The sequence below is a fragment of the Actinomadura madurae genome, from assembly GCF_047130825.1.
Lineage (GTDB): Bacteria > Actinomycetota > Actinomycetes > Streptosporangiales > Streptosporangiaceae > Spirillospora > Spirillospora madurae.
Genome location: NZ_CP083237.1, coordinates 2,154,931 through 2,177,060, shown reverse-complemented (window position 1 = coordinate 2,177,060; position 22,130 = coordinate 2,154,931). Strand labels below are relative to the sequence as shown.

The window sequence follows — 22,130 nt, the reverse complement described above, 5'->3', positions numbered from 1 at the left end:
CCCCTACCGGTTCCTGCCGGTCGGCCGGGCCGGGGCGGGCGGATGCGCCGTGGTTCCCTCTCCGGGGTCTGCTGCCGGCCACCGCCCCGCATCGGGACTGACGATGATCGCGCCCTCGGCCTGGCCGGCCAGTGCCCGCACCACCACCTGAGCGCATTCGACCGGATCGAGGCCAGGCCGCGATGACGTCAGGTTCGCGGGGCGGGCATCGGTGGCCGCCGGTCCGGTCCGGCCGTGACCTGTGGCGCGCTCCCGCACGGTGAAGCCATCGATGCTCACGAGCACGGTGCCGTCCGGTGCGATCAGCTCGATATCGCCGGTCGCCGTCGGGGTCGCCGTCGACGACCCCCGGCGCAGGTGGCTGTGGAAACCGGCCGGCAGGTCGCCGTACACCCGCATCCGCCCGATGGCCGCCGGTGCGAGAGAGCCTTCGCCGGCCGCCAGCATGGCGGCGGTCGCGGTGTCCAGGAGCGCGGGATGCAACCGGTGCTCCGAGATGTCGGCTGCGAACGCGTTCATCAGCGTGACCGCCACGAGCTTTTCCCGGCCGGCCTGGGCGGTCGCCGTCACGTTGTGCCAGCGCGGGCCGACCGTGAACGGATGCCCTTCCGGCAGGTGCGCGCGCCGGCCGGTCTCCGTCATCCGGGTGGTGAGCGCCGCGAGATCGGCCACGGGCGCGCTGCCGTCGTGCCCAAAGATCCAGCCGGTCACGTGGGGGACCCGGCCGTCCTCGGCGGTCGACCTGATCGCGAACTCGTACCCACCGTCGGAGGGGGCGAGCGTCACGTGTGCGGAGCGGGTTCCCTGGACGGTGAACGGCTCGTGGAAGGCCACGTCACGCAGCTCGACCGCCGCGCCGGAATCGGCGGACCTCTCGCCGAACAGTCTGATGACGAGGTCGAGCCAGGCGGTCTCCGGCATCACCGGAGTCTGGCCCATCCGATGCTCGTCGAGCGTCCAGTGGGTGCTCGCGCTGAACTCCATCTCCCACGTCATCGCCGCGGCCGGCAGCTCCGGCTCTGCCATCGTGTCGGTCGGTGCGGTGTCGGTCGGTGTGAGGTCGGTCGGTGTGAGGTCGGGCGGAACCGGGCAACTGATGCTGACCGGGCGGCCGAACGACGGCGGGGGCACCGCCATCGCGTCGAGGACGGCGTCGCCCGCCGCGTCCGTGGGCCTGCCCGTCCTGCCGGAGAAGAGCACGGTCAAGTCGAGAGGTGGCGCATCGGCGAAGACCTCCGCGAGGTTCGCCGAGCCCAGGGCCTTCCTGACGGAGACGGCGGCCGCTTCCGGGAGTGAGATCGTTGCCGGTTCGTCGTCATGGCTGAGGTGGAACAGCCCGTTGACGGGCCCGAGCCGTGCTGTGAGCGCGGCCAGTTCGCCGCGCAGGGCGTCCCGGTCGCCGAGGTCGGCGGCGAGGGGGTGCAGATCCACGCCGCGGGCGCGCAGCCTGTCGCCGAGTGCCCGCGCGACCGCGAGGCCCGGCCCGTCGAGCCCACCGGTGACCACGTAGACGCCGCCTTCGCGAAGCACGTCGGATCCGGTGGCGGGAAGCACGAGCGGGCATCCGACGGGCAGCCATCGGTTCCGTCCGCGAAGCGCCACCAGGAGAGCCGGGTGGCCGAGCCGGAGCTCCGCGGCGATGTCCGCCCGTCTCACCCGGTCGCCGATGTCGATCACGCCGCCGCGCATGCCGGACGCGGCGCCGAGGAGGTCGCGAGCCAGGCCGAGGAGCACGGCTCTGGCGGGATCGACCCGGTCGTCTCCGGAGATGTCCACCGCACCGTTGGTGAGGACGTGGAACGTGGGCGTGCCGGGTCCGGACCGCCGGCCGGTCGCGAGCTCCGCGAACGCGACATGGCTCTCGGCCATCTCGTCCACGCGGGCGGGGAGGAGGGTGGATCCGGCGGCCGGCGGCGCCGCCAGACCGGCGGCGTGGACGAAGGCGTCAGGCCGCTCGCCGTTCTCCTCCATCACGAGCCCGACACGCCGCAGATCGCCGGCCCCGCCGATGACGAACCCCGCGTCCGTCTCGGCGAAGCCCGCGCCGCGGCGGACCACCGTCGTCCGGTAGCCGGCGAGCCGGAGGGCGAGCAGGACGCGCTCGGCCTGCTCGCCGTCGTCGGGCGACAGCACGAGGGCGTTTCCGGAGCCGCCGTTCGCGGTCTCAGGCCGGGGCCGGCGCATCCATTCCACGGTGCTGAACGGGGACGGCTCACCGGTGCCGGTACCGGCGCTCGTGACCGTGTCCACGGCCTGGAGCCGCTGCGGTCCGCCGTGCGATCCGGTGTCGTCTGGCGGGTCGATCCGGTATCGGTCTCGCTGATAGGGATAGCCGGGCAGGGCCACCCGCCGCGACGGGGCCGGGTGCCCGGCGGCTTCCCAGTCGACCTCCACCCCGTTGACCCACAGCTCCGCCACGGCGTGCGCGATGCCGTCCAACCCCTCCTTTCCCGCGGGTGACCCGGCCACGACGGGGGCCTGCGGGTCGACCGCCACGGGGTCGCCGAGCGCGGTGCCGGGTCCGACGTCCAGCAGCAGCCGGCCGGGCGGGTCCAGCACGGCGCGCAGCGCCTGGCCGAGCGGCTCGGGCCGCATGGATCGGCCGGTCAGGAGCCCTGGATCGATGGTCTCCAGGTCGGTGACGCGCCGGCCGGTCGTCCCCGAGTAGATCGGTACCCGCGGTGGCTGGACCGGTGCCGCCGCGATGGCGGCCGCCCATCGTGCGGCGGCCTCTCGTGCGTCGCCGCCCGGATACCCGACCATCGCGCGGGCGCATACCGCCTCCACCGCGGCGGGGAGGTCGAGCAGGCCGGCGACGGTGGCCGCGGTGATCTCACCGAGGCCGTATCCGAGTACGGCGTGCGGTTCGACGCCGAAATCACGCCACATGGCGTCCAACGCGCATTGCATGGCGAACAGGAGGGGCTCCACCACAGCGGGGTCGGTCGCCGGCCGGTCGGCATGCCAGGTGTCGTAAAGGCGCCGGGCACCCGCCCGTTCGAACAGCTCCAGGCACTCGTCCATGGCCACGGTGAAGGCGCGGACCGACCCGTAGAGGGCGATGGCCGCGCGCGGCGGGAGCGTGTCCATCCCGGAGAACAGGAGCACGGTGGACGCGTCTCCGGCGCGACCGGTGAGCTGCCGGGCGGGGTCGGTCAGCGCCTTGGCCGCATCGACGGAGTCGGTGCACACGGCGGCGAGCCGAACGGGATGTGCGGTGCGGCCGTGCTGCAGGGTCGCCACGGCGTCGGCGAAACGCTCGTCGCCGTGCGTGGCGAAATGGCCGGCGAGCCCGGCCCGGAGCTCCTCGGTGGCGCGGTTGGACCGTGTGGACAGCACGACGACATGGGGCGGGGTGCCCGGCGCCGGTGCGGGCAGCGGGTCCGGGTCGGGCACATCGCCCACCACCATGTGGACGTTGGTTCCGCCGATGCCGGACGCGCTCACCGACGCGACGCGTGGCCGGCCGGCCTCCCGGGGCCAGTGGCGCAACTCGGTGGCGATCGTGAACGGGGCCGAGGCGAGGCCGGGCCGGGGAGCGGACCGCGTCATCCCGATCGTCGGTACGATCGCCTCGCGTTCCAGCATCAGCACCGTCTTGATCAGTCCGGCCATGCCGGTCATCGTGGCGAGGTGCCCGATGTTGCACTTCACCGAGCCGATGACGGTGCCCGGGCGGGGCGGCCGGTCGTCGGCCAGCATCGCGAAGGCCTCCGCGAGGGCGCCCACCTCGGCCGGGTCGCCGAGCGGCCGGCCGGTGGCGTTCGTCTCGACGTACCCCACCTCCGCCGGGTGTACGCGGGCGAGCGCCATCGCCTCAGCGATGACCGCCGCCTGCCAGGAGACGCTCTGCGCGCTGAACGACGCCTTGTCGGCGCCGTCGTTGTTGACGGCGCTGCCTCGGATGACGGCCCTGACGGCGTCGCCAGCCGCGATGGCGTCGGCCAGGCGGCGGAGCACGACGACCCCGGCGCCGCTGCCGGAGACCATGCCGGTCGTGCTCCGCAGGCCGTCCGTCCGCCGGCCGTGGCCGAGCGGCGGGCCGACCACCGAGCCGCCCGCGATGGCCAGATCGCAATCGCCCGCCCGGAGTGACTGCGCCGCCAAGTGGGCGGCGACCAGCGAACCCGAGCATGCGGTGAGCACCGTCATGCTCGGCCCGTGGAGGTCGAGCGTGTACGACGTGAGCGTGGCGAGGTGGTCGGCCGGTCCGGCGCTGCCGAACACGCCGGCGGACTCGTCGATGCCGAACGGATCGTAGCCCGCGTTCTCCAGCGCCGCGTGGCAGGTCTCGATGAAGATCCGGGTCTGCGGGTCGCAGAGGCGCGCCTCGTCGGCGGTCATCCCGAACAGGTCGGCGTCGAACAGGTCGGCGTCCGGCGTTCTCGGGCCGGTCCGCGGTCCGCCGGCCGGGGGAGAGGGGCGGGACTCCACGCCCGAGGCCAGGTTGGCCCAGTACTCCTCAAGGTCGCCCGCACCCGGGAGCCGGCAGGCCATCCCGACCACCGCGATGAGGTCGTCGGTCATGGTCACGAACCTTTCCGCTGCCGCAGACGATTTCGAAGCGCGCGCCGGTCGTACGGCGTCCAGGCGGCGCCCGCGGGCGGCCGGCCGGCTCCTCGATCGGCCGGTTCGGCCGAGCCGGCGATGAACACGGCGAGAGCGCGCACGGTCGGGTGCTCGAAGAACGCGGAGATGGGCGGTTCGCGGCCGATCCGTCGCCGCAGACGGGCGGACACGCCGATCATCGCCGCGGAGTCCAGTCCGGCTTCGAAGAAGCTGGCGTCCACGGGGATCGTCCGGCCCACCTGCTCGCGGATCGAGTCGGTCAGCGCGGTGACGAGCTGCCGCTCATCGTGCGTCATCGTCCCGCCTCCTTGCGGACGAGGGTCGCGAATGCCGCTGGGGTGGGGGCGCGGAAGACCGCGCCCATGGTGAGAGGCGTTCCGAACGTGTCGCTCGCGATCTGAGCCAGCCGCGCGGCGAGCAAGGAGTGCCCGCCGCTCAGGAAGAAGTTGGCGTCCCGATCCAGGTCGGGTCTGCCGAGCACGGACCTCCAGAGGGCGATGAGCGCCGCCTCGGTCTCGTCGGTCGCCTCGGCGCCGTTCCGGTGGTCGCCGCGGGCCGGCGGGCCGGCCGGACGTGCGGCCAGCGCACGGTAGTCCACCTTCCCGTTGGCCGTGGTCGGCAGCGCGTCGAGCACCGTGATCCCGCTCGGCACCGCGTAGCCGGGCAGCACCTCGCTCACGTGGTTCCAGAGCTCGGTCTCCAGCCCGGCCCGATCGGCGACGACGAACGCGGTGATCCTGGTGTCGGCGGCCGAGTCGCCGACCACGATCGCCGCCGCCGTCGTGACGTCCGGATGCGTCTCCAGTGCGGCCTCCACCTCGCCGAGCTCGATGCGGTGCGCCCTGATCTTGACCTGACGGTCCGCCCGGCCGAGCAGCTCGATGGTCCCGTCGGGCAGCCAGCGGGCCCGGTCGCCGGTGCGGTAGTGCCGGCCGAGCCGGGCACCGTTGCCGAACCGCTCGGCGGTCAGGTCCGGGCGGCCGTGGTAACCGGAGGCGACGCCGGCACCGCCGATGCACAGCTCGCCGGCCAGACCGACCGGCCGGGGCCGGCCGCGCTGGTCGACGATGTCGACGGTGGTGTTGGCGATCGGCCGCCCGATGGTGATCCGGGCGTCGGGGTCGGTGATCTCGGTGGTGGTCGACCAGATGGTCGTCTCCGTCGGGCCGTACACGTTGAACACCCGCGCGCCGGTCGCCAGGAGCCGTCCGGCGAGTCGCGACGGCAGGGGTTCCCCACCGCACAGGATCGTGCGGCCGGTCAGCCGTCCGGTCCCGTGCTCGGCGACCAGCCGCCACGTGGTCGGCGTCGCCTGGATCACCGACACCCGCTCCCGGACGATGAGGTCGAGCAGCTCGGCCGGCCGCGCCGCCGACTCGTCCGGAGCGACCACCACCCGCCCGCCCACCGCAAGGGGAAGGCACAGTTCGAGGGTGGAGATGTCGAACGCGAACGTGGTCAGCCATGTCATCGCGACCGAGGCGTCCAGGCCGAGCTCGGCGGTGAAGTGGCGGACCACGTTCGCCAGGTTGCGGTGGGTCAGCCGGACGCCTTTCGGCCGTCCCGTCGACCCCGACGTGAAGATCACGTACGCGGGGTCGGCGGGGGCCGGGCCGTACTCGAACCGGTCCGGCCCGGTGCCCGCCGCCGTGGCCGGATCGGGAAGCGGAACGCGGATCCGCCCGTCGAGGCACCGCGGCGGAATATCGTCGCCGCCGACGACCAGCGCGCAACCGGCCTCGTCCAGCTGCTGGAGGAGCCGGCGGGGCGGGTGGCCGGGGTCGAGCGGCACGTAGCAGCCGCCCGCCGCCCAGACCCCGATCGCCGCGGCGGCGGTGCCGGCGCCGCGCGGAGCCGCGACCGCGACGAGCGGATGGTCCGCGCGGCCGTGGCTCAGCACGGCGTCGCGGACGGTCGCCGCGGCGGACATCAGCCGGCCGTAGGTGGTGGCGCGTCCGTCCTGCGTGATCGCGACCGCGTCGGGCCGGTCGCGCGCCGCCTTGACGATCATGTCGAGCACGGTGGGCGGGGCCGGCCACGGCACGGCGGTCCGGTTGGCGACCGTGACGACGTGCCGGTCGCGGGCGGTGCGCAGGTCGAAGTCCGCGAGCGCCAGGCCGGGATCCGCGACGGCCTGGTCGAGCGCCAGCTTGAACCGGTCGAGGAAGCGCTCGGCGAACGCCGCGTCGTGGATCTCCGTGGCGTACTGGAGGCCGACGCGCAACGTCCCCGCCACCGGTTGGACGACGAGCTCCAGGTCGAACCTGGACAGGCCGGTGTGGACGTCCCGGAAGCGGGAGCCGTCGCCGAGCGGCTCGTCGGAGGTCCGTTCCGGCCGGAAGTTGTAGCAGTGCCGTACCAGGGCGCCGCGCCACCACGCGGGTTCCGAGCGGTCGGGGCGGGCGGTGGCGAGCAGTTCGAAGGGCATCGCGCCGTTCTCCCTGCCGGCGACGATCTCGCCGGAGACCCGGGCGACCAGGTCGGCGAATCCGGCCCGGCCGTTGAGGGAGACTCTCAGTGGCACCGTCGCCACGTGGTAGCCGACATCGTGGTGGCCGACATCGCCGGCGTCCTCGGGGCGGGTGTCCATCATGACGCCGACCACCGCGTCGGGTGCGGCTCCGTGCTCGTGGAGCACCAGGTAGAAGGCGGCGAGCAGGATCGCTGAATCGGTCGCGCGGCAGCGCCGGCGGAGCCCGGCGAGCATGTCGGCGGGCACGGTCAGCACCCGGTCCAGCTCGGCGCCTGAGAACGCGGGTTCCTCCGGTGAGGCGGCCGACTCCTCCAGCCGCATCCCGGTGGCGTCGAACCCGGCGAGCCGTTCGCGCCAGTACCGCACCGCGGACTCATCCTGCCCGCTCCGAGCCCGGCTGGGCACCGGCGCGGCGATCGGCGGCTCGTGTCCGCCGCTCAGGGCCAGGTAGGCGCGGCGCAGGTCGGTGAGCACGGTGTCGAGGCTGGCCGCGTCCGTGACGATGTGGTGCGCGACGACGCAGATCACATGCTGGTCCGGGCCGGGGATGAACAGGCCGGCGCGGACCAGCGGGGGCTCGCCGAGCTCGAACGGCCGTGCGGCGAAACGCCGCAGGTCCGCCGCCAGCTCGCCGGGTTCGGCCTGATGGACCTCGACCTCGACGTCGACCTCGTCCGGCCGGTGCTCGCGACGGACCGGCACCCCGTTCACCGCGGGAAACGACCTTCGAAGCGCCGGGTGCCGGGCGACCACGAGTTCCAGGGCCCGGCGGACCGGCCACCAGCGGGCCGGCCCGCTCACCTCGATGGCCGTGGCCACGTTGGACACCCCGCGGTGCGGCACGAGCTGCTGGAACGCCCACAGCCCACGCTCGTTCGCATCGAGCCCGGTACCGAGCGGGGCGGCGGCGCCGGTCATGCCGGCCGCCCGGCGCTCGCGTCGGCCGGCACGGCCGCGACGGCGCCCGCGAGCTCGTCGGGCGCGTCGTCGACGAGCCAGTGACCACCCGGGACCGCGCGCAGGTCGACGGATTCGGAGCTGTGCCGGCGCCAGCCGAGCAGCGCGCCCCGCTCGACGTCCGGGTCGTCGGTGCCGAAGCACACGGTGATCGGTACCGGCAGCGGCGGGGCGGGCCGATGGCGGTAGCCGGCGAGCACCGCGAAGTCCGCGCGCACCGCCGGCTCGGCGACCTGGCGGAGCCTGGCGTCCCCCGCGAGGGACTCGGGCACTCCGCCGTCGTCGCGCAGCCGAGCCCACAGCTCCTCGCGGGGCAGGTGCGCCATGCGCCGTGGCCGCCGGGCGATGTCGGGGGCGTCGTAGGAGACGACGACGAACCGGCTCGGCATGGCCGCGCCGCGCAGGGCCAGGCCCTGGAGCACCCCGTAGGCGAGGAGTGCGCCCGCGCAGTAGCCGAACATCGCGTACGGCCGGTCGTCCACGCGCTCGATGAGGGCCTGGGCCAGGGCGTCGACCAGCGGCTCGAACACCGTGATCGGCGGTTCGGACAGCCGTCCCTGCCGGCCCGGCAGGTTCGCCGACCACAGCGAGATGCCGGCCTTCTCACCCGCGCGGGCGAGCCCCGCGAGCTGCGTGCACCCCGCCCCCGCGTGCGGGAAGCCGTACAGCGGCATGCCGTCGTTCGCCGCGAGCGGCACGAACCAGCCGTACTGGTCCTGGTCGGTCACCGGGGACGCCTCCGTTCGCTCAGCAGGGCCGCGAACCGCGCCGGCGTGGGGGCCGCGAACACGTCGGTGAAGTCCACGTCCGTGCCGAGCCGGACGTTCACCCGTTCGGCGAGCTCCACGGCGATGAGCGAATGGCCGCCGCAGAGGAAGAAGTTCGACTCGGCCGTGATCCGGGGGTGGTCGAGAAGGGTGCGCCACAGCTCGACGACGAGCCGGGTCGTCGGGTCGGCCGGCGGCTGCGGTGCCGGACCGTCGCCGGGCGGCGCGACCGACTCCGCGAGCCGACGGTAGTCGACCTTGCCGCTCCCATTGGTGGGGATGTCTCCCACCACGGCGAACCGGGCAGGAACGGCGGCGCCGGGCAGCAGCCCGGCCGCGTGCCGGCGCAGCCGCTCCATCTGGTCGTCGCTCGCGGAGATCTCGCCCTGGACGGCGGCGACGATCCTGAGACCGCCGGCGGCGTCGGGCTCGGCGAGCGCGGCCGCCGCGCGCACCCCCGGGTGCTGTTCGAGGACCGACTCGATCTCACCGAGCTCGACGCGATGCCCGCGAATCTTCACCTGCCGGTCGACCCGGCCGAGGAACTCCAGCTGCCCATCACGGCGGAGGCGCACCACATCGCCGGTCCGGTAGTGCCGGCCGAGCCCGCCGGCCGTCCGGAACACCCGGCCCGTGCGTTCCTCGTCGCCGAGGTATCCGAGCGCCACTCCGCGCCCGCCGATGCAGAGCTCGCCGGGAACGCCGGGCGGAGCGGCCCGGCCGTGCTCGTCCACGACCCGGACAGTGGTGTTGGCGATGGGGCGGCCGATGGGGACCCGCTCGGGGACGGGCGGCTCCAGCTCGGCCGCCGTGGACCAGATGGTGGTCTCGGTCGGACCGTAGACGTTGAACACCTGGCACTTCTCGGCGAGCAGCCGCTCGGCCAGCGGCGCCGTCAGCGGCTCGCCGCCGCACAGGACCCGCCGGCCGCGCAGCCGGCCGCGCAGCCGCGGCACCAGCTGCCGCCACGTCGTCGGTGTCGCCTGGATCAGTGTGACGTCCGCGCGTTCGACCAGTGAGGCGAGCACCCCGGGGTCGACCTGGGCGCGGTCGTCCGCGACGACCGCCCGCGCTCCCGTGCTCAGCGCGAGGAGCAGTTCGAGCGCGGAGATGTCGAACGCGAACGTCGTCAGCCACATCACCCGGTCGCCCGGTGTCACCTTGAGCATGTCCGCGAAGTGGCGGACCACGTTGGCCAGGTTGCCGTGGGTCACCAGCACGCCCTTGGGCCGGCCGGTCGAGCCGGAGGTGTACAGGAGGTAGGCGGGCGCATCCTCGGGACCTGGTGCGGACCGGGTCTCGGGTATGCCGCCGGGCACGGTGTCCAGCCTGACGGCGTGCCGTCCGCCCGCCAGGTCACCCGGAAGATCGCGGTCGGTGAGCACGACACCCACTCCGGCGTCGTCCAGCTCGTGCCGGGCGCGGGGGATCGGGTGCGCGGGGTCCAGCGGCAGGTACGCGGCGCCGGCCGCCCACACCCCGAGTACGGCCGCCGCCAGCCCTGGACCGCGGCCCGCGTACGTGCCGACGACGTCGCCGGGGGCGACCCCGCGGGCGAGCAGCGCGTCGCGCACCCCCGCGGCCAGGCCGGCGAGCTCGCCGTAGGTCAGCTCGTCGACGGCCGGAGCGCCGGGAGTCCGCCGGGCACGATCGCTGATCATGTCCGGGACGGTCCCGGCCGGCCACGGCCGCGCGGTGTCGTTGACGCGCGCCAGGAGGGCCCGGTCCGCCGCCGGCAGGGCGTCGACCTCGCGCAGGGGCCGGTCCGGATCGGAGGCGAGCGCGATCAGCAGGTTCTCGTACCGGTCGAGAAGGTCGGCGACGTCCTCGTGGCCGTGCGCCTCGGTGCTGTAGACGGCGGTGAGCTCGAAGGGCGGGCCCGCCTGGACGATCAGCTCCAGGTCGAGCCGGCTCAGCCCGTGCCACGCGTCGACGTACTCGACGGGCCGGCCGGCCATGGTCAGCTCGTCCGGCCCGGCCGGACGGTAGTTGAACGACTGGCGGAACAGCGGCGCCCGCCAGTCGGCCGACCTGGTGTCCAGGGCGTGCCGCACCGACTCGAACGAGGCGTGTCCGTGTTCGAGCCCGCCGAGGAAGGCGTCCCTGGTCGTCCGGACGAGGGTGGCGAAGTCGGTGCCGAGGTCGACTCGCACCCGGATGGGCAGGATGTTGGCGTGGAAGCCGGCGGCGTCGTTCCGCGCACTGCCCCGCCGGGTGGTCACCGGGACACCGACCGCGAGGTCCGGGCCGGCCCCGTGGCCGGCGAGCAGCAGGTAGTACGCGGCGAGCAGGACGATGTTGTCGGTCGTCCTGGTGCGGGACCGGAGCCGGGCGACCGCCTCGCCGGCCTCCTCGGACAGTGTGCGGTCGAGCCGCGCCGCGGCGAAGGTCGGCCGGTCGGGGACGGGCCGGGCGCCCGCGAGAGCGAGGCGCTCCGGATCGATGCCCGCCAGATGCTCGGTCCAGAACTCGATCGCCGCCGCGTCCGGCGCCGGCTCGACCTGCGGCGGAGCGGGCGCGGGCAGCTGGGGTGAGGTGTCGCCGTCGGCGTACGCGTCGTACAAGGCCGCCGTCTCCCGCGTCACTATCCGCGTGGTGACGTCGTCGACGACGAGGTGATGGAGGACGACGCACACCACGGTCGCGTCCGGCAACATGATCATGTGCGCCCTGACCAGCGGAGGGCGGTCGAGGTCCATGCGTTCGGCGATCAGGCCGGTGACGAGTTCCGTCACCTCCTCAGCGGTGCCCTGGTGCACCTCTAGCGGCACCGTCGCCTCGTCGGCGGAAAGGAACCGTTTGCGCAGCTCGTGCCCGACGGGCTGGATGGACGTTCGCAAGGCCGGATGCCGCCGCACCACGTGGTCGAGCGCTTCCCGCAGCGGCCACCAGCGCAGCCGCGCCGGCACCTTCACCGCGAAGCCGACGTTGCAGATGCCGTGCTCGGGAACGAGCCGGTGCAGCATCCACTGGGCGCGCTCCTTGTCGGAGATCGGCGTGTCCCGCTCGGTGATCGCCATCAGGTCGCCGCGCCTTCCGCCGCGCCTTCCGCCGCGATGATCTCCGCCAGCGCGCCGAGCGTCGGGTGGTCGAACAGGGTGACGATGCCGGTCCGGATGCCGAACTCGGCGCGGATCTCCGACATCAGCTCGACGGCGCTGAGCGAGTTGCCGCCGAGTTCGAAGAAGTCGGCGAGCTCGCCGGACGGGGCGATGCCGAGCACGCGCTCCCACAGCGCCGCCAGGCGGTCCCGCACCGATCCGGAGGTCACCGCTGCCGTGACCGGCGTCGCCGCCGGTGCCGCGACCGGGGCCGCCACCCGCGACGAAGGCGTCGGCGCTCCCGGCTCCGTCACTCGCGGTGGCGGGAGGGTCGGTGCCCCCGCGATCACCGTGGTGCGCACCGGCACACCGTTGACGTGGGGCCGCACCGACACCTGGTACGGGTGCCTGGTCCCGAGCAGCGACAGGAACAGCGCGCCGCCGTGCTCGGGCGCGATGCCGTCGACCGGGCCCTCGTCTGGGAGGAAGGTGCCGTCGATGACCTGCCGCATGCTGAACCCGGCGATCCGCGCCACGAGGCTCCCGCCCGCGGTGTAGAGGTCGATGTCCGCGACGATGAGGCCGGCACCGGAGGGACGCCTGCGGATGTGGCTGACCGACTCGGCGGGCAGGTCGGCGTGGAGTTCGAGCGACTCGTAGCCGAACGGCAGGCTCAGGCCGTCGGTGGCCGGGCGGCGTACCGCGGAGGTCGCGCAGTCCAGCACGGCGGGGTGCAGCGGATGGACGTCGAGATCCGGCTGGAACGCCTCGGGCAGGGCCAGCTCGATGAGCAGTTCGTCGCCGTGGTCCGGCCCGGTCGTGACACCGCGGACGATGTCCCAGCGCGGGCCGACGGCGAACAGCCGCGGATGGTCTTCCTCGCCGTGGTCGGGCGACGGGGCGGTGAGCCGTTCCCGCAGATTCTGGAGCGACGCGCCGGGGCCGGGTGGCGTCGCGATCTCGTCCGCGTCCATCGAGACCACGCAGCCGGTCGCATACCGGACGTTCTCGCCGCCGGCACCGGTCGCCGGCGTGGATCCCACGGCGAAGCGCCAGCCCGGGCCGTCCGGCCGGAACAGCACCTCCACCTGCCGCGCCTCGGGCACCGGGAGGGGCCGCTGGAAGACCACGTCGCTGAGCCGCAGCGGTCCCGCGTGCGGCCCGATGACCTCGCGGTACGCCCGGACGACGAGGTCGAGGTGACCGGTGCCGGGGAGCACGGGAACGCCGTCGATCCGGTGCTCGTCGAGGACCGGGTGCTCGCGGGGATCAAGGACAGCCGACCACGTCCGGGAGCCCTCGGGCGCCGGGTCCGGCCGGACGGCCATGCCGACCGTGTGCCAGGCAGGCCAGTTGAGGCTCACCGCCGGGATCCCGGCGCGCGCCATGAGGCGGCTCTGCGCGTCGGCGAACGCGTTCGCCGCGGCGTAGTCGGCCCCGCCGAGCAGCCCGTCGACGGCGGCTCGGCTGGAGAACGTCACGAAGAAGTCGAGCGGCGGCTGGTCGGCGAGCAACTCGGCCAGCACCACCGTGCCCATCGCCTTCGGCCACAGCACCGCCGCCGTGTCGTCCCGGTCGCGGCCGAGCAGCGTGCCGCCTCCCGCGACGCCTGCCAGATGGACGATCCCGTGCACCGCTCCGTGCCGGGTGCGCAGGATGTCCAGCACGCGGCGCATGCTCCGGTGGTCGCCCACGTCGCACTCCTCCACCGAGACCGTCGCCCCGGCGGCCTCCAGCGCGGCGACCCGCGCCCGGCGGCGCTCGTCGTCCGCGGCGATCCCGTGCCGGCCGAGCAGGACCAGGTGCGGGCGCAACCCGGTGTCGGCGAGCGCGCCGGCCACGGCCAGTCCGAGATCGCCGAGCCCTCCGGTCAGCACGTAGACGCCGCCCCTGCGGACGGCCGGCGCGGCGGGAGCGTCCGGCGTGTAGAGCCGATCGGTCCGAACCCATCGGCCGGGCCCGCGCAACGCCACGACCCGGTCGGTGCCGGTGGCGGTGATCTCGGCGGCGAGGTCCTCCTCGCGCACGGGGTCGCTGACGTCGACCAGCCGGCAGGTGAGGTCGGGCGTCTCCATGGCGAGGCTGCGGACCGCCCCGTGCAGTGCGGCCTTCGCCGGGTCGAGCGGTTCGGCGCCGGTGAGGTCGACCGATCGACCGGCCAGCACCAGCAGATCCGCCTCCGGGCTGTGCCGGCCGCCGTGCTGGACGAGCGCCACAAGGCTGTGCAGCGTGCTGTCGAGCTGCTCGTCCAGGTTCGTCCTGCTCGGCCGGTCGAGGACCGCCATCGACAGCGCGTGCACCAGGAGCGCCGGCCGCTTCCCGCGGTCGGCGAGCGCGGTGAGGACGTTGCCGAACTGCTCCGGCCGGTCGAGGCGGACCCGGAATTCTTCGCCCTCCTCGGCGAAGGCGGCGCCGGGGCGGACCACCACGGGCCGGTAGCCGGCCTGCCGCAGCGCCAGCAGGACCGGCAGCGACGCCTCGTGATCGGCCGGCACGACGGCCACCGCGGGTGCGCCCGCACCGGTTCGCCGGTTCGCGGGGCGCGGTTCCTCGACCCAGGTCGCGGTCGTGAACGGGGTCACCCCGTCGTGGCCGGCCGCGACGTCCTCCGGCTCGGGCGCGACGGCGCCTTCACCGCCCTCCTCCGGCGTTCGGTCCGGCACCGTGCCGCGCAGCGGCAGCCAGTGCCGGCTTCGCCGGTAAGGGTAGGTAGGCGCCGGCAGGCGGTGGAACGCCTCCCGCTGCCGGACGGCCGCCCAATTGAGCTCGTGCCCTTCCGTCCAGAGGGCGGCGGCGGCTTCCAGCACCGAGAGAAGCTCGTCGTCCCCCGCACGCGCCGGCAGCGTCGCCACCGCACCGCTCGTTCCGGCCCGCACCGCCCGATGCTCTCTGGCGAGCCTGGTCAGCGTATGCCCGGGGCCGACTTCGAGCAGCAGCCGGTCATTCCCGCCGAGAAGATGGTCGACCGCGAGGTCGAAGCGGACCGGTCGGACCAGCTGGTCCGACCAGAACCGCGCCAGCCCCGTCTCGGCGCCGGCTGGACCGCCCGCGGCCGAAGAGAAGACGGGGACGGCCGGCTCGTGCGACCGGACGTCCGCGAACGCCAGGTCGAACTTCGTCGCCGCCTGCGCCATGTGCGGGCTGTGGAACGCGTGCGGGACCGGGAGCAGGCGAAAGTTCAGGCGGCGCTCCCTCAGCAGGGCCTGGACCTCGTCGAGCCGGTCGGCGGGACTCGCCAGCACGACCTGCCGCGGACCGTTGACCACGGCGACGCTCACCTCGTCCGGCAGCAGGCCGGACACCTCTTCGGCACCGGCGCTGACCGCGACCAAGCCCCCGGGCGGCATGGCGGCCATCGCCTCGGCACGCGCGCAGACCAGGCGGACCGCGTCCGGGAGGTCGAAGACGCCCGCGACGGCGCCCGCGGTCAGCTCGCCGATGCTGTGCCCGAGCACTCCGGCGGGGGTGATGCCCCACGAGCGCCACATCTCGGCCAGCGCGAACTCGACCGAGAACAGCAGCGGCTGGGCGACGGTCGTGTCGGCGAGTGCCGAGGCGTCGGGGTCCCGCCAGTGCCCTTCGAGCCGGACCCCGTGCTGGGCGAACGCCTCAAGGCAGGTGTCCATCGCTTCGGTGAAAACCGGGTCGGCTCCGTGCAGGTCGGCGGCCATCGCCGGGTACTGCGCCGCCTGGCCGGGGAAGGCGAAGATCACGGGAAGTGCGTCACCGGTGCGGATCGGGGCCGCGGGCAGCGTGCGCGCCGCCTCCGCGGCGTCCGGCGCCACCACGGCGGACCGGGCCGCGTGGCGGGTACGGCCGTCCTGCAGCACACCGGCCGTGTCGGCGTACTGCCCGGCGCCGGCGCCGTCCAGCGCCGCCGCGGCGCGCTCCTGGTAGACCCGCGCCGCCTCGGGTGTCCGGGCCGACAGCACGATCACCTGTGGCCGCCGTGCGGCCGGAGAGTGCCGCACGGGCGGCCCCTCCTGCACGACGAGGTGGACATTGGTACCACCGAAGCCGAACGAGCTCAGGCCGGCGATCCGGGGCCGCGCGGCGTCCCTCGGCCACGGCGTGGTCCGGTCACCGATGACGAACGGCGTCGTGTCCAGGGACAGCCGCGGGTTGGGCTCGGCGAAGTTCACCGTCGGCACGAGCTGCTCGTGCTCGATGCAGAGCACCAGCTTGATCAGCGATGCGATGCCCGAGGCGTGCCCGAGGTGACCGATGTTCCCTTTGACCGAACCGAGAACGATGGGGGAGTCGATCCGGTCGGCGCCGAGGGGCCGGTGGGCCTGAGCGAGCGCGGTCACCTCGATCGGGTCGCCGAGCGGGGTGCCCGTCGCGTGCGCCTCGATGAACGAGACGTCCGGCGCCTCCACCCCGGCGAGCACCATGGCCTCGCGGACGGCCTGGACCTGGCCGGAGACGCCCGGCGTGGTGAACCCGGCCTTCGCCGCGCCGTCGTTGCTCATCGCCGAGGCTCGGATGACCGCCCGGACCCGGTCGCCGTCGGCGAGGGCGTCGTCCAGCCGTTTGAGGACCACCGCGCCGGCGCCGGTGCCGAAGACGGTGCCGGCGGCGCGATGATCGAACGGCCGGACGTGCCCGTCCGGCGACAGGGGCCCGCCGGGATCCCACAGGTAGCCGGAATGGGCCGGCATCTCCACCTCGCTGCCCGCCGCGACGGCGATGTCGCACTCGCCGGTCCGCAGTGCCTGGCAGGCGAGATGCACGGCCACCGCCGAACTCGAACAGGCGGTCGACACCGTCAGTGCTGGGCCGCGGAAGCCGAAGCGGTAGGCGAGATGAGTCGCCGCGTAGTCCGGATGGCTGAGCGTGCTCAGGGCCGCGTTCCCGCTGGAGTTGGCCTCGTAGCCGGTGGGGCGTCGCACGTGCAGGTCCAGGTACCGGTTGACGCCGACCGCGCCGAAGACCCCCGCCCCGTCGGCGATCCGCGCCGGGTCGTACCCGGCGTCCTCGACCGCCGTGTGCCCGACCTCCAGGAAGAGCCTGATCTGGGGGTCGAGCAGGGTGGCGTCGCGCGGGGTGAAGCCGAAGAAGTCCGCGTCGAACATCTCCAGTTCGGGCGTCTCCGCCACCGCCTTGACATAGCCGCTGTCGGCCAGCATCGAGGCGGGCACGCCCGCGGCCAGGAGCTCCTCGTCGGAGGGGAACCGGACCGCTTCGTGCCCGGTGCGGAGGTTGTCCCAGAATCGGGCGGCGTCCGCCGCGCCGGGGAGCCGGGCGGCCAGCCCGATCAGGGCGATGCCGTCGGTGTGGTTGCTCATGTACTCGTCTCCTTCGGGCAAGCCGCGGAGCGGGCGGCGAGCCGCCGGCCGCGAACCTCCGCGAGGTACCGCGCCCGCCGGGTCACCGGCCGCGGTGACTCGGCCTCCTCGCCGGCCAGGTAGCCGGCGAGACCGCGGACGGTCGTGTGCTCGAACAGGACGGTGACGGGGAACGCGCGGGCGGTCACCTGCTGGAGGCGGACGTGCGCCTTGGTCAAGAGCAGCGAGGTCGCGCCCAGGTCGAAGAAGTTCTCCTCCGCACCGACCCGGTCATGTCCGAGAACCTCCTCCCACACTGCGGTGATGGTTCGTTCCAGCTCGGTCCGCGGCGCGGTGGCCGCAGAGGGCGGGGCCGGGGCGGGCACCGCGCCCGGAGCGTCGCCGAGCCGCGCGCGGTCCACCTTTCCGTTGCGGGTCAGCGGGATCTGCGGCACGAGGTGGACCGCGGCCGGCAGCATGTGGTCGGGCACAGTCCGGCGGAGGTGCGCGCGGATCGAGCCGAGCGTCGGTGCCGTGCCCGGTTCCGCGACCAGATGAGCGACGATCCGGGCCTCGCCGTCGGGTCCAGGGCGGCCGGTGGCCGCGGCGTCCCGGACGTCCGGGTGGACGCGCAGCCGGCGGTCGATCTCCGCCAGCTCGACGCGGAACCCGCGAACCTGTATCTGGGACCCGGTCCGCCCGAGCACCGTGACCTGACCGTCGGGCCCGAGACGCCCGATGTCGCCGGTCGCGAACCGGTGGTGGCCCGGGATCGGATCGCCGGCGCGTCCGGGCAGCGCGCCGGCGTACGCGTCGGCGAGGTACGGGCTTCGGACGGTCACCGTGCCGAGTTCACCGATCGCGGCCGGCCGCCCCGATCCGTCGACGACGAGCAGTTCCGCTCCCGGCACGCCGCGGCCGACCGGAAGCACCGACGCCGCCGGCAGGGCGCCGGACTCCGCGACCACGGCGAAGCCGACGATCTGCGGCGTCTCGGTCGTCCCGTACCCGTTGATGACCGTGGCGTTCGGCGCCCACCGGCGGATGCCCGGGAGATCCCCGGCCATGAGCAGATCGCCGGCGCAGCACAGCAGCCGGAGCTCGGGCAGTGGCGGGACGGCTAGCGGCAGGCTGAGCAGGCGGCACAGCGCGGGGGTCGCGTGCAGGACCGTCACGGACTCGGCGGCCAGCCAGTCCAGAAGCTCGACGGGCCTGCGAAGGAGGTCGGGCGGTACGCACAGGGTGGCACCGGCCCACAGGGGGGTCAGCACGTCACGCAGCAGAGGGTCGTGACCGAGCCCCGAAAGGAGGGCGAAGCGGTCCGCGGCGTCGATGGCGAACCGTTCCGTGTACCAGGACAGGAAGTTGGCCAGCGGCGGCTGCCCGGCGCGCACCGGCTGCGCGTACCCGGTCGTGCCCGAGGTGAACGCCGCGTAGGTGTGCCGGCGCGGGTCGGGGTCGCGCACCGGCCACGAGGCCGCCGAACGCGGTGGCGGCGGGACGAGCCATGTGGCCGTCGTCTCGCGCAGCTCGCCGGAAACGGGGCCGGCCACCGTGATGCCGACGGGGGCGTCGAGTACCGCCAGTTGTTCGGCGAGCCGGGCGGCCGGATGCCCCGCGTCGAGAACGGCGAAGGCCGCTCCGGCGCCCAGCACACCGAGCATGGCGGTCACCAGTTCCGGTACGCGGGCGGCGAGGACCGGAACGGTGTCGCCCGCCCGGACGCCGGCGGCGACCAGCGCCGTGCTCTGCTCGGCGGCCGCCGCGTAGAGCTCGCCGTAGGAGGTGCCGCGGCCGGAGGCGTCGCGGACCGCGATGCCGTCGCGGTGGCCGGCGACGGTGTCGGCCAGCGCCCGCACCAGGTCCGGGGGCCGCGTGCGCAGGTCCGCGGGGGGCCGCGCACCGGCACCCGGCACGTGGTGGGCCACCGGGCGGTCCGGAGCGCGGCAGAACCGTTCGAGCAGCGCGACGAACTGGTCGAGGAACGCGACCGCGTGCCCGGCGTCGAGGGCGGCGGTGTCGTACACGAGGTCCAGCCGGAGCTCGTCGCCGTGTTCGGCGACGTAGATGGACAGATCGAACAGCGCGCCCGGCACCGGCGGCTCGGCCAGCTCGGTGATGAGGCCGGTCATCGAGGGCGGGGCGGCGGGTGCGCCGAGCCAGTTGAACCACACCCGGAAGAGCTGGTTGCGCCGGCGGGCGCCGCTGCGCAGATCATGCAGGATCCGATCGACGGGGACCTCGGCGTTGCCCGCGCCCTCCGCGAGGGCGCGGCCGGTCGCGGACAGCAGGTCGCCGAACGTCGCCCGATCGTCCACCGTCAGGCGCAGCGGCAGCGTGGCGACCAGGAATCCGATCATGTCCAGGGTCTCCGGACGGTCCCGATGGCCGAGCGGAACGCCGACGATCAGGTCCCGCTCACCGGACCAGCGCCGCAGCAGCACCGACAGCCCGGCGAGCAGCAGGACGTACGGGGTGACCTGGTGCGCGCCGGCGATCCGGCGGATCCGACCGGCCAGCGCCGCGTCGAGGCGCACCGCGTGTCGGCCGGGTCCGCCGGCCGCCGGGCCGGTGGCCGGGGCGGGCAGCGCCGGCGGCGCCGGCGGATCGGCGAGCGTCCGGCGCCAGTACTCGCGCTGCGGGGCGCCCGCCGACCCGTTCGCGACCGCGGCACGCCGGACGGCCAGCTCGGCGCTGCCGATGCTCAGCCGGGGAAGGTCTGGGGCGGTGCCGGTGACGGCGGCCGAGTACAGCCGGCCGAGCTCGCGGAGCAGCACCCGTTCGGACCAGTCGTCGAACACCAGGTGGTGCACCACGATGACGAGATCGTGGAGGTCGCCGTCGTGCCGTACCAGGGCCGCGCGGATCAGCGGAGCGCAGGTCAGGTCGAACGGCCGTCCGACGAACCGCTCGATCGTCTCGCCGGGCCGCCCCCCGGCGTCGACGACCTCGAACGGGCACGGCATCGGGTCGCGCACGGTGAGTTCGGGACCGTTCACGGCGACGTGCACGTGGCAGCGCAGCGCGTCATGTCTGGCGATCAGCGCGTCCAGCGCCGAGCGCAGCGCGTTCACCCGCAGGTCGCCGGTCAGTCGCACCACCGTGGGGAGGTGGTAGGCGGGGTCGGCGGGGTCGAACTGGTGCAGAAGCCAGAGACTGTGCTGGCCGAGCGTGAACGGCGCCGCGGAGACGGGGCCGGACGGGGCCACCGGCGCGACCGGGTCGGCCGCCTGTACCGCGGCGGCGAGCTGCCGGATCGTGGGGCCGGTCAGGACGGTGCCCGCGGAGACCTCGACCGAAAGCTCCCGCCGGATGGCGATCGCCAGCCTGGCCGCCGTGAGCGAGTCGCCCCCGGCCTGGAAGAGACTCTCCGTCGCGGTCCGCGGCGGGCGGCCGACCAGCAGCGCCCACTGCTCGCCCAGCGTACGCTCGATGTCGTCGGCCGGCCGGAACGCGGTCACGGCCGGCTCGGCGCCGGAGGCGAGCGCTCGCCGGTCCACCTTCCCGGACGCGCTGAGCGGAAGGGCGCCATGGACCCGGACCTCAGCGGGCACGGCCGCAGGCGGCAGCGACTCCGCCAGGTACCGCTTGAGCGTGTCGCCGAGGCCGGGCGGGGGCGGCGCGGCCGCCGCGACGACATGGGCGATCAGGACGCCCTGCCCGCCGACGCGCTCCAGCAGGACGGCGGCGTCGCGCACCTCGGGATGCCGCCGCAGCGTCGCTTCGACGCCGTCGAGGCCGACCCGCACACCGCGGACTTTGACCTCGTTGTCGGACCTGCCGACATGGACCAGTGCCCCGTCCGCTCGCCGCCGCACGAGATCGCCGGTACGGTACCTGCGCCCGCCCGCCCCGTCCGGGAGGAAGCGCTGCGCCGTCTCCGCGGGCCGTCCGTGATAACCGCGGGCCAGGCCGGGACCGCCGAGGTGGAGCTCACCCACGGCGCCCGGGGGGACCTCGTTCCCGCCCGGGTCGAGGACCGCCACCTCGACCCCGGGGAAGGGACGGCCGATCGGGACGGCGTCCGTCTCCACGGATTCCTCGGTCACCTCGTGGTAGGTGCTGTCGATGCCGGCTTCGGCCACCCCGTAGGAGTTCACGATGCGCGTGGTCGGCGCCAGCAGCGGCGCCAGCCGGCGGAACTCCTCGGTCCGCCACTGCTCGCCGCCGGAGATGAACAGCCGGACGCGGTCGAGGCGCGCGCCCGTGTCGGACATCCACTCGACCAGCAGCCGGATCACCGAGGGCGTCAGTTCGAGCGTGTCCACGGATTCGGTCGTCAGCAGCCGCCACAGCGCCGCGGGATCGAGCAGCGTGGCCTGCCGGCACAGCACCAGGCGCCCGCCGGAACACAGCGCCCGCACGATGTCCGCGATGTGCACGTCGAACGCCGGGCCGGCGCCCTGCAGGCACGTGCGGGGCGAGTCCAGCAGGTCGTACTCGGCGGCCCAGCCGGCGTACGCGGCGGCGAGCGCGCGATGCGGCACGGCGACCGCTTTCGGCTCCCCGGTGGACCCGGAGGTGTGGATGACGTAGGCGAGGTCGTCCAGGTGCGTGGACGTCTCCGGCCGGCGCCGCCGTGGTGGGCGCCCGGCGTGCGGCACCTCGATCACGCCGGTCCCGACGCCGGCGGCGCGCACCAGGTCCGGGGCGCCGACGAGGGCGGCCGGGGAGACGCCGGCGAGCATCCGCCGGATTCGTGCCGCGGGAGACGCCGGGTCCACGGGCATGTAGGCGCCGCCCGCCCGCCACGCCGCGAACGCCGCGACCACGGAGTCGGCGCCGCCGTCCTCGGTGACGACGGCGACGACGGCGTCCCGCCTCACGCCGGCCCGTACGAGCCTGCGCGCCAGCAGGTCGATGCGTGCGTCGAGCTCGCCGTAGGTGATCCGCCGCCCGTCCGAGACCACTGCGATCCGGCCGGGGTGCCGGGCGGCGACGGCGGTGAACCGGTCCGGGACGGTCGGCCCGGCGGCGCGTGCGCCCGCGGGCGGCCAGGCACGGTCGGCGGCGGTGAGGTCGCGTGGCATCAACAGGCTTTCTCGGACTCGGCGGA

General features: G+C 74.5%; 7 protein-coding genes. All 7 read right to left on the bottom strand.

Features of this window, described 5'->3' with window-relative positions:
- Positions 1–3: 3 nt before the first annotated feature.
- The 7 genes from K8Z49_RS10070 to K8Z49_RS10040 are packed head-to-tail and all read right to left on the bottom strand — an operon-like array spanning position 4 to position 22,104.
- Complete coding sequence (locus tag K8Z49_RS10070) at positions 4–4,527, bottom strand: beta-ketoacyl synthase N-terminal-like domain-containing protein (RefSeq protein WP_412518331.1); 4,524 nt, start codon at positions 4,525–4,527, stop codon at positions 4–6.
- A 2-nt stretch (positions 4,528–4,529) separates the two neighbouring features.
- Positions 4,530–4,865: an acyl carrier protein gene (locus tag K8Z49_RS10065; protein WP_021595792.1), complete on the bottom strand. Its 336-nt coding sequence runs from the start codon at positions 4,863–4,865 to the stop codon at positions 4,530–4,532.
- Positions 4,862–7,960: a non-ribosomal peptide synthetase gene (locus tag K8Z49_RS10060; protein WP_111831354.1), complete on the bottom strand. Its 3,099-nt coding sequence runs from the start codon at positions 7,958–7,960 to the stop codon at positions 4,862–4,864. Before K8Z49_RS10060 ends, K8Z49_RS10065 begins: the two co-directional genes overlap by 4 nt.
- Positions 7,957–8,727: a thioesterase II family protein gene (locus K8Z49_RS10055; protein WP_111831355.1), complete on the bottom strand. Its 771-nt coding sequence runs from the start codon at positions 8,725–8,727 to the stop codon at positions 7,957–7,959. Before K8Z49_RS10055 ends, K8Z49_RS10060 begins: the two co-directional genes overlap by 4 nt.
- A complete protein-coding gene (locus tag K8Z49_RS10050; RefSeq protein ID WP_412518328.1) occupies positions 8,724–11,786 on the bottom strand; it encodes a non-ribosomal peptide synthetase in 3,063 nt (1,020 codons plus the stop codon). Before K8Z49_RS10050 ends, K8Z49_RS10055 begins: the two co-directional genes overlap by 4 nt.
- Entirely contained in the window at positions 11,786–17,095 is a 5,310-nt protein-coding gene (locus K8Z49_RS10045) for an SDR family oxidoreductase (RefSeq protein WP_412518326.1), read from the bottom strand. Before K8Z49_RS10045 ends, K8Z49_RS10050 begins: the two co-directional genes overlap by 1 nt.
- Positions 17,092–22,104 (bottom strand): amino acid adenylation domain-containing protein, encoded by a 5,013-nt coding sequence (locus tag K8Z49_RS10040; RefSeq protein WP_412518324.1) that lies wholly within the window; start codon positions 22,102–22,104, stop codon positions 17,092–17,094. Before K8Z49_RS10040 ends, K8Z49_RS10045 begins: the two co-directional genes overlap by 4 nt.
- Positions 22,105–22,130: the final 26 nt, after the last annotated feature.